Origin of the sequence: Dietzia cercidiphylli, from assembly GCF_039531545.1 — a bacterium.
GTDB classification, from domain to species: Bacteria; Actinomycetota; Actinomycetes; order Mycobacteriales; family Mycobacteriaceae; genus Dietzia; species Dietzia natronolimnaea.
The window spans coordinates 185,858-194,334 of the sequence record NZ_BAAAQG010000024.1; the positions used below are offsets into that span (position 1 = coordinate 185,858).

Consider the following 8,477-nt stretch of genomic DNA (forward strand, 5'->3'; position numbering starts at 1 on the left):
GATCAGTCGCACAGGTCGAACGGCTCGGTGTCCGGGAAGTGCCGGGCCCATTCCTCGCCCGTGAGCTGCACCCCGCCGGCGCACGCCTCGTCGATGACCCGGTCCACGTCGAGCCGCCACATCCAGATGGCGCCCTCGGCACCGACGGCCAGCAGGTCACCCTCGGGAGAAGCCGACCGCGCCTGGTAGAGCAGGGAGTCGGTGGTGGAGCCGAGGACAGCCCACGGTTGCGGAGAGGTGGGGTCCGAGATGTCGACGACGGAGACCTGCCCCGTGCTCGAGGTGAGTACGAGCCGGGAGTCGTCCGCGGAGAACGCCGCCCAGTAGATCTCGCCGGGCGGGGCGATGAACGAGGACAGCTCTCGTGGGTCCGCCGCATCGGCCACATCCCACAACCGCACGGTCTTGTCGCCCCCCGAGGTGACCAGCAGCGGCGCGCCGTGGGCGTACCCCGCCGCCGGTGAGCCGCCGATCCCGGTGGTGAGACGGTGCGCGACCGAGGGTCGGTCCGGGTCGGTGGTGTCGATGATCACCGTCTCCGGTCCGAGGGTGGGCACGACGAGCTGCCGGGAGTCCGCGGAGAATTCGGCCACCACGCACGGGTCGGGGAGCGGGACGGTCACGCGCAGGCTCGGGCGCGCCGGGTCACTCACGTCGACCAGCCCGAGTTCCGGGTCGGTGTCGCTGCACACCGCCAGCGTGCGACCGTCCGGGCTGAGCGGGGTGGCCACCACGACCCCGGAGGCGACGGGCAGGCTCGCGATCGAGCGGGTCGCGGGACCGAAGGGCGCGGTGAACACCTGGATGCCGCCGTCCGCGAGCCCGGAGTAGACCACCCGGCCGTCGGGTGACATGGCGACGGATCCGCTGAACCGGGTCTCGGGATCAGGTATGACCCGCCCGGTCTCCACGGGCACGGACCCCGTGGTGTCCACGACGGTGTGGTGCAGTTCTGCGGCGGTCACGCCGAGCACCCCGCTCGCCCGGTCACCGGCCGAGGCGGTCTGGAAGATCGAGTTGGTCTCCGAGGCCGCCCCCAGACGGTCGAGCGGCCAGAGTCGGACGAGGCCGTCGACGGAGTAGGTGACCAGCTGGTCCTCCCCGATGAACCGGACGCCGGTGGCGACCTGCGAGGCCGGCAGTTCGATGAGCATCGCACCGGTGGGGCCGTAGACACGGACCCTCTCGTCCGACCCCGCGGCCGCGAGTCGGCCCAGGGCGTCGTAGGAGACGTCGTTGACGTAGGCGTTCCACCCGTCGAGAGAGGCCAGGGGGCGGGCTCCGGTGAGCTCGCCGTCCTCGATCGCCCAGCGCTGGACGGAGCGATCGGTGGTGCCCGCCGCGATCCGGGTGCCGTCCCCGTTGACCGCGAGCGAGAGCGGGATGGCGACCGGGCCGGTGTCGATGTCCGGACCGCGCCGCCCGGTACCGTCGGCCGCCGCGTCGAGGAGCGTCTTGACGCCGGAGGTCCGATTGGTCAGGAGCAGGGTGGACGAGTCGGGCAGCCACGCCAGCGCCTCCACCGGCTTGGCCGCCCCCGAGCCGGGGTCGGGCGTGGCCACCCGGGCGCGGAGATCGGTCACGGTGGGCAGCCCGCCCCGCTCCTCGATCGGCCAGCGGAGGACCCGGCCGTCATGCGACCCGGCCGCCAGGGTCCGCCCGTCGGGGGAGAAGGCCACGGAGTGGAACGGCGCGGTGTCGGGCTCGAGGGTGGAGAGCGTCGCAGGCGCCGAGGGGTCCCGGACGTCGACCAGGTGCACCCCTCCCTGACCGGCGACGGCGAGGACCGACCCGTCCGGCGAGAGTTCGACGGCGTAGAGCTCGTGCCTCTCGCCGGAGGTCAGGCCGAGCGAGGCGTGCGGCGGCCCGACCCCCTCCCGGAAGAACCTGAGCGTGCCGTCGGAACCGGCGGTGGCGAAGTCCGCGGTGCCCGGGAGCGCCACGACGCGCCCGCTACCGGGTGCGGCCTCGTACCGGAGGGGGACGTCGGCCCGGCTGGTGTTGAGCAGAGCCGACCGCGCCTCGGTGGTGGGATGGATCCGGTACGCGGCCAGCGCGAGCGCGCGCCCGAGGGCGGGGTCCCGGGTGAACGCCGTGGTCGAGGACACCGACCCGGAGCGGGACAGCGCCGAGTCACGGGTCTCCTGGGCGGTCGCGGTGGCGCGGAGTGCGAAGCCGCTGGCGACGAGCGCCAGGACGGTGACCACCGCGAGGGACCCGGCGAGCGTCGTGAGCGTGCGGATCCGGCTGCGGTCCCGCCGAGCCACGGCCTCGTGATGGGCGGTCGCGGCGTCGAGGAAGTCCAGCTCGGAGGGCGCGAGGTGCACACCGGAGCCCTCGCTCCGGTCGCGCCACTGCCCGAAATCGGCGCTCGCCGAGGCGGACGGGAGGGCTCCGTCGTCGCGTCCAGCGGCCTCCCAGTCGGCGGCTTCGGATCGCACCCGGCCGAGGACGCGTAACCCCTCCCGGTCGGAGTCGATCCAGTCGACCAGTCGGGGCCAGGAGGAGAAGACGACCTCGTGGGTGGGGGTGACCGCCTCGCCGTCGACCGTGAGCAGCCCCGCGTCGGCGAAGGGCGCGGCGACGGCGAGGAGCTCCTCCGAGAGCTCGGCGAGCGGGGCGCGGCGACGGACCGTCCGTGCGGATCGGACGTCGACCATCCGGAGGAACAGCCCTCGGCAGTTCCTCCGGCCGGCCGGGCTCAGCTGTTGGTAGACGGACTCGGCCGTGGCCCGGATCGCGCCTTCGGTGCCGCCCGTGGAGTAGTAGTCGTCGACAGTGATACGCCGCCGGCGACTGCGTTCCCAGCAGACCAGGAGGACGTGGGACAGCAGTGGTAGCAGAGAGCGCTCGTCACCGGCGCCGTCCGCCGGCGCCACGGTGTCGAGCAGCAGTGTCACGAGCGAGGGTTCGACGGTGTATCCGAGCGACCGGGCCGGTTCGACGATGATCTCCGCCAGCGCGTCCCTGCTCGGCGGGCCGATCACCACGGGGTCGTCGAGTGCCTCCCGCAGGACCGGTTCCGCGAGGGCGGGTGGGAAGAAGTCGGCGCGGAGTGCGGCCACCGTCGGGAGGCCCCCTGCCGCCCGCTGCGCCAGGAGGTCCAGGACCTCGGCCCGCCTCGTGTCCCCGAAATCCGCGGCCCAGAGCTCCTCGAGCGGGTCGACGATGAGGTAGTCCGCCGACCCGGCCACCCCGGCATCCACCTCCTCCGGTCGCGAGATCACCACCGACGAACCGTCGTCGGCCCACCGCGGGGCGACCCCCGCCGCGAGGAGCGAGGACTTCCCCGATCCCGAGGCCCCGACCACGACCAGGGGCCGCGTCCGCCGCTCGGCGACCCGGCGCAGGACCAGATCGATCTCGGTCGCGCGACCGTGGAAGAGCGGTGAGTCGAGGGCGACGTACGGACGGAGGCCGACATAGGGACTGTCGGAGTCGGTCGGCACGGGGACCGCGGAACGTCCCGGTACGCCCGCGTTCGCGGTGGTCGCCCGGGGAGGCGCCCCCTGCGCGTGTACCGGGCCGGGTTGCGGCCCCCCGCCGCGATCGCTGCCGGTGACGCGGCGCCCGAGACGCCGGGGCCCGGGGCGTGAGCGGACCCGTTCCACCGCCGTGAGCCACTCGTCGGTGTCCTCGGCCGCGCCGAGCAGGTCGAGGACGGTGACGAGGGTGGTCTCGCTCGATCGCGTGGGGACGTGCTGTCCGGAGAACCATCCGGAGGCGGTACCGAGGGTGAGGGCGGGGACCTCCCGGACCACGTCCCGTACCGACAGTCCGGCGGACGCTCGGAGGGCGGTGAGCGCCGCACCGAACTCCTCGCGGGTACGAACCTGAGAGGGATCTGAAGGGGACCCCGGTGGGTGCGGGGGCCCGGAATGAGTGTCCACGGTAAACATCGTACGGCCCCCCCCGAGCTGTGCGACGCGCATCTGTGCAGTTGGAGACCGTTTTTCATGCGAACGTACGACACCGCCGTACGGACTCGTACGGATATCTCGCCGACTGGTGACCGGCCGGGCAGCCCCCAGCACTATGAGTCCACTCTCACCTGACGGAGGACATCGTGACTGCCACACTCCCTTTCACCACCGCGCGGGAATCCATCCGCCGACCCGATCGTCGGCCCGGACCCCGGCCCGAGCTCAGCGACCGTGAGGTGGAGGTGCTCCTGGCATGGCTCGCCTCCGACAGCAAGCGGGAGGTCACCGAGCGCCTCTTCCTCGCGGACTCCACGGTGAGCACCTACATCCAACGGGTGCGCTCGAAGTACGACGCGGTGGGGCGGCCGGCCCGGACGAAGGTCCGGCTGCTGGTGCGCGCGGTCGAGGACGGGTACATCGGACTCGATGACCTCTAGTCCGATCCGACCGGGTCGGTGTCGCGAGGGATTTCGTCGGCGGTGCTCAAGCGGGGTAGCCTTAGCGGGTTGCTGACGCAACGACCCTCCTGCCACGGAAATTCCGTGGCCGAATCTGTAGTCCACAGGAGGTGATGAGGTCCCATGCGTCAATACGAAGTGATGGTCATCCTCGATCCGAGTCTCGACGAGCGCACCGTGGCGCCGTCGCTGGACACGTTCCTCAACGTGATCCGGCAAGAGGGCGGTTCGGTCGACAAGGTCGATGTCTGGGGAAAGCGCCGCTTTGCCTACGAGATCAACAAGCAGACCGAGGGCATCTACGCCGTCGTCCAGATCAAGTCCGAGCCGGACGCGGTCAAGGAGCTGGATCGTCAGCTCGGTCTGAACGAGAACGTGCTCCGCACCAAGGTGCTCCGCGCCGACAAGTGACCCGGGTTGTCCGGCCCGCCCGCTAATCTGGGCGTGGTCGGTCGAGCTCCGATCACCACCACCTGAGCGTCAACACGGAGGACAAGCGCATGGCACAGGGCGACACCCCCATCACCGTGGTCGGGAACATCGTCGCGGACCCCGAGCTGCGGTTCACACCGTCGGGTGCCGCGGTCGCGAACTTCCGGATCGCCTCGACGCCGCGCCGCTTTAACTCCCAGACCAACCAGTGGGAGGACGGCGAAGGCCTGTTCCTCACCTGCAACGTGTGGCGCCAAGCCGCCGAGAACGTGGCGGAGTCCCTGCAGAAGGGGATGCGCGTCGTCGTCACCGGTCGTCTGCGCCAACGGTCGTACGAAACCCGTGAGGGCGAGAAGCGCACGGTGTACGAGGTGGAGGTCGACGAGGTCGGCCCGTCGCTCAAGTACGCCACGGCCAAGGTCACCCGCACCAACCGCGAGGGCGGCGGGGGCGGCTTCCAGGGTGGTGGCCAGCAGGGCGGCGGTCAGCAGGGCGGCGGATTCCAGTCCGGCGGCCAGCCGCAGGGCGGCTTCGGTGGCGGCCAGGGCGGCGGCCAGCAGAACGACGATCCGTGGGGCAGCGCTCCCCGGGCCGGCGGTTCCGGTGGCTTCGGCGGCATGGACGACGAGCCCCCGTTCTGATCCCAGGGTCTTTTCCCCGGGGCGCGCGATGCGCCCCACCCCATAAGCATGAGACATGACCTCGCGAGAGTCCGGCCCCGGTCGGCTCGTCGGAGGAAAGAAAGGTAGACGGATCATGAAGCTGATCCTCACCGCCGACGTCGACAAGCTCGGTGCGCCGGGCGACATCGTCGAGGTCAAGGGCGGATACGGCCGTAACTTCCTGCTCCCGCGTGGGCTGGCCATCGTGGCCACCCCGGGCGCCGAGCGCCAGATCGAGTCGATCAAGCGGGTCCAGGAGGCCCGTGAGGTGCGCGACTCGGACCACGCCAACGAGCTCAAGCAGAAGCTCGAGTCGCTCGCCGACGTCAAGGTCGCGGTCAAGACCTCCGACACCGGCAAGCTGTTCGGCTCGGTCACCGCGGGCGACGTCGCCTCCGCGATCAAGTCCGCCGGGGGGCCGGCGCTCGACAAGCGCGCCGTGCACATGCCCAAGGAGCACATCAAGTCGACCGGCGCCCAGAGCGTCGTCGTCGAACTGGGACACGACACGACCGCCAAGGTCGAGTTCGAGGTCGTTCCCGCCTGATCTCCCACGTAGGGCCCCGGTCGTCGTCCGCGACGGCCGGGGCCCTCGTCGTGGACACGACGGGGTTGTGGACCGCCTGTGGATAACCTCGTCGGCAAAATACAATGGTGTCGGTTCCGATACCAATAATGTTCATCTTTCGTTACCTATTGCGTCGTTGAACAGAGCGTGATACGTGCCGTTCTCCACCGTCGCACATGCGAGCGAAGAGCCGCATGACCAGCACTTTTGTTCAGTTGCGACCGGGTAATCCACCGGTTGTCCACAGGCGGACCGGCATCGGGCCAGCGAATCGGGAATTCATCCACAGTTGTCCACAGTCGGCCACCAACGATTGTGGAGAAACCTGTGGATAACTTGACGGGTGGCTGCCGGGCGTGTCGCCCCGGTGGCCTACAGTGAACTGGTCACGCGGGGCAGGCGAGTCGGCTCGGGAGTACCGCACGCCAGAGGCGTGAGGCGGAGAGGAGAGGTCATGGCGCAGGGGGGATTTGACGGATCCGACGAGATGCCGCCTCCGCCGGACGAGGGTGGACGCTCGGAGTTCGGTCGCACGCCGCCGCAGGACCTCACCGCGGAGCAATCGGTGCTCGGCGGAATGCTCCTCAGCAAGGACGCGATCGCGGACGTGGTGGAGGAGATCCAGCCGGGCGACTTCTACAAGCCGTCGCACCAGGCCGTCTACGACGTGATCCTGGACCTGTACGCCCGTGGCGAGCCCGCGGACGCCGTCACCGTGGCCGCCGAGCTTGACCGCCGTGGTGACCTCCGGCGCGCCGGAGGGGCCACCTACCTCCACACCCTCATCTCGACCGTGCCCACGGCCGCCAACGCTGGGTACTACGCACAGATCGTCTCGGAGAAGGCGATCCTGCGGCGTCTGGTCGACGCAGGGACGCGGATCGTGCAGTTCGGCTACTCGGGGTCCGAGGGAGCCGACGTGGCCGAGGTGGTGGACCGGGCGCAGGCCGAGATCTTCGAGGTGACCGAGCGCCGGACCACCGAGGACTACGTGATCATCGAGGAGCTCCTGCAGCCCACGATGGACGAGATCGACGCCATTCACACGGCCGGCGGGCTGAGCAACGGTGTCCCCACGGGCTTCGCCGACCTCGACGCCGTGACCAACGGGCTCCACGGCGGCCAGATGATCATCATCGCCGCCCGCCCCGGTGTCGGTAAGGCACTCGCCCTGGACACGGTGCTCCCGACCCCGGGCGGCGTGACCACCATGGGGAACGTGGGCGTCGGCGACCGGGTGCTCGGCGCCGACGGGCAGCCGACCGAGGTCGTGGCCGTGACCGAGGTGTGGGAGGACCGCCCCTGCTTCACCCTGCGGTTCAACGACGGCGCGGAGATCGTGGCGGACGCCGAGCACGAGTGGCGGATCGAGATGGGCGGCACCCACCAGACCGTCACCACCAAGTCACTCGAGACGCTGATGCTGGTGAGCGACTTCGGCATCCTGGTGCCCGAGAACGCCGGTTCAGGGCGCCCCGACCGCCTGATCATCGACGTCCGCGGCGCGCAGAGCGTCCCGGTCAGGTGCATCGAGGTCGCCGCCGATGATCACCTGTACCTGGCCGGTCCCACCGGGATTCCCACGCACAACTCCACCATCGGCCTGGACATCATGCGATCGTGCTCGATCAAGAACGGGCTCTCCTCCGTGCTGTTCTCCCTGGAGATGAGCAAGACCGAGATCGTCATGCGTCTGATGAGCGCCGAGGCGCGGGTCAAGCTCTCCGACATGAAGTCGGGAAAGATGAGCGACGAGGACTGGACCCGCATGGCCCGGCGGATGGGCGAGATCTCCGAGGCCCCGCTGTTCATCGACGACTCGCCCAACCTCACCATGATGGAGATCCGGGCCAAGGCCCGCCGACTCAAGCAGAAGCACGACCTCCGGCTGATCGTGGTGGACTACCTGCAGTTGATGTCCAGCGGCAAGAAGGTCGAGTCCCGCCAGCAGGAGGTCTCCGAGTTCTCCCGCCAGCTCAAGCTGCTGGCCAAGGAGCTCGACGTGCCACTGATCGCGATCTCCCAGCTGAACCGTGGCCCCGAGCAGCGCACCGACAAGCGGCCCCAGGTCTCCGACCTCCGCGAGTCCGGCTCGCTTGAGCAGGACGCCGACATCGTCATGCTGCTCCACCGGCCCGACTCCACCGAGCGCGACGACCCCCGCGCCGGCGAGGCCGACCTCATCCTGGGCAAGCACCGTGGTGGTCCGACCTCCACCATCACCGTGGCGCACCAGCTGCACTACTCGCGGTTCGTGGATATGGCGCGCGGGTTGTAGGTTGTCTGTCGGTTCTCAAACAATCTGTCAATTTCTCACTGGCGTGTCACACGGTTCGCAGGAATCTGTCACTTCGGTCGGGAGAAACCTAGCCCCGGTGATTCACGGGGATCTGCGGATCGCTGGGCGAAAATAGACCGAAGTGCTTCCTGAACA

6 protein-coding genes are annotated in these 8,477 nt (G+C 69.8%); 5 read left to right on the top strand and 1 reads right to left on the bottom strand.

What is annotated here, in order from left to right:
- Positions 1-2: 2 nt before the first annotated feature.
- Positions 3-3,890 carry an NACHT and WD repeat domain-containing protein gene (locus tag ABD250_RS17635; RefSeq protein WP_182658239.1) on the bottom strand — a complete coding sequence of 1,296 codons (3,888 nt, stop codon included), beginning with the start codon at positions 3,888-3,890 and terminating at the stop codon, positions 3-5.
- 176 nt (positions 3,891-4,066) lie between these two features.
- On the opposite strand from ABD250_RS17635, the gene ABD250_RS17640 reads away from it, so the two are divergent.
- The 5 genes from ABD250_RS17640 to dnaB all read left to right on the top strand — a co-directional run bounded on the left by ABD250_RS17640 (position 4,067) and on the right by dnaB (position 8,321).
- Positions 4,067-4,360: a LuxR C-terminal-related transcriptional regulator gene (locus tag ABD250_RS17640; protein ID WP_338404152.1), complete on the top strand. Its 294-nt coding sequence runs from the start codon at positions 4,067-4,069 to the stop codon at positions 4,358-4,360.
- Positions 4,361-4,504: 144 nt separating this feature from the next.
- On the top strand, positions 4,505-4,792 hold the full coding sequence (rpsF, locus tag ABD250_RS17645) for a 30S ribosomal protein S6 (RefSeq protein WP_107747067.1): 288 nt from the start codon (positions 4,505-4,507) through the stop codon (positions 4,790-4,792).
- 89 nt (positions 4,793-4,881) lie between these two features.
- The gene (locus ABD250_RS17650; protein WP_179523917.1) at positions 4,882-5,454 is read left to right on the top strand and encodes a single-stranded DNA-binding protein; all 573 of its coding nucleotides are present in this window, start codon (positions 4,882-4,884) and stop codon (positions 5,452-5,454) included.
- Between the two features lie 115 nt (positions 5,455-5,569).
- Complete coding sequence (gene rplI / locus ABD250_RS17655) at positions 5,570-6,022, top strand: 50S ribosomal protein L9 (protein ID WP_179523916.1); 453 nt, start codon at positions 5,570-5,572, stop codon at positions 6,020-6,022.
- A 475-nt stretch (positions 6,023-6,497) separates the two neighbouring features.
- The gene (gene dnaB / locus ABD250_RS17660) at positions 6,498-8,321 is read left to right on the top strand and encodes a replicative DNA helicase (RefSeq protein ID WP_370650945.1); all 1,824 of its coding nucleotides are present in this window, start codon (positions 6,498-6,500) and stop codon (positions 8,319-8,321) included.
- Positions 8,322-8,477: the final 156 nt, after the last annotated feature.